This is a genomic window from Streptosporangium nanhuense (genome assembly GCF_059358815.1).
In genome coordinates, this window is sequence record NZ_JCADBG010000105.1 from 1 (window position 1) to 1,187 (window position 1,187).

A 1,187-nucleotide genomic window follows, 5' to 3' on the forward strand; every position below is an offset into this window, starting at 1 on the left:
CAGGTGGCGGCGCTGCTGGCCGAGGTGTCCCCGGGGCACCCGCTGACGGCGGTGATCCACACCGCGGGCGTGCTGGACGACGCGACGATCGCCTCGCTGACGCCCGAGCGGCTGGACACCGTACTGCGCCCCAAGGTGGACGCGGCCTGGCACCTGCACGAGCTCACCCGTGACGAGGACCTGGCTGATTTCGTGGTGTTCTCCTCGCTGGCCGGGGTGATGGGCGGCGGCGGTCAGGGGAACTACGCGGCGGCCAATGCCTGGCTGGACGCGCTGATGGCACGGCGCCGGGCGCAGGGCCTGCCGGGACTGTCGCTGGCGTGGGGACTGTGGGCGCAGGCCACCGGAATGACCGGGGGCATGTCGCAGGCCGACGTTCAGCGGGTGACCGCCGCCGGGCTGCCGCCGATCACCACCGAACAGGGGCTGGCACTGTTCGACGCGGCCCTGGGGGCGGACGCACCGCTGGTGCTCCCGGTCCCGATGAACATACCGGCGATGCCCGCCCAGCTGGTGCCGCCGCTGCTGCGCGGCCTGGTGCGGGGCACCCGCCGCACGGCGGCTCTGGCGCGTACGGTCGACGGAAGAGCGTTGGTACGGCAACTGGCCGGACTGACGCGGATCGACCGGACCCGGTTCATGGCCGACCTGGTCCGCACCCAGGCCGCCGCCGTCCTGGGACACCCCGACTCCACCGCGGTGGACGTCCGGCGGGAGTTTCGTGAGCTGGGCTTCGACTCCCTCACCGCCGTCGAGCTGCGTAACCGGTTGAACGTGGTGAGCGGGTTGCGGTTGCCGTCGACGCTGGTGTTCGACTATCCGACGCCGAGTGTGCTGGCGGAGTTCCTGCTGGCCGAGCTGTTCGGTGAGGACGCCGACGCGATCGTTTCCGCGCCTGTGGTGTCCCTGGGTGATGACCCGATCGTGATCGTGGGCATGGCCTGCCGCTACCCGGGCGGGGTCACCTCGCCGGAGGATCTGTGGCGGCTGGTCACCGAGGGGGCGGACGCGATCTCGCCGTTCCCGACGACGCGAGGCTGGGACCTGGCGGCGTTCTCCACCCCCGCTCTGGAGAGCCAAGGGGTCAGCTATGCGCGTGAGGGTGGTTTCCTGCACGAGGCGGGGGAGTTCGATCCGGGGTTCTTCGGGATTTCGCCGCGTGAGGCGTTGGCGATGGATCCGCAGCA

The 1,187-nt window shown here is 71.4% G+C and carries 1 protein-coding gene; it reads left to right on the forward strand.

Translation table 11 applies throughout. The features are described from left to right. A partial coding sequence (locus AC5L38_RS44180) for a beta-ketoacyl reductase (protein WP_495248816.1) occupies positions 1–1,187 on the forward strand: 1,187 nt, incomplete at both ends.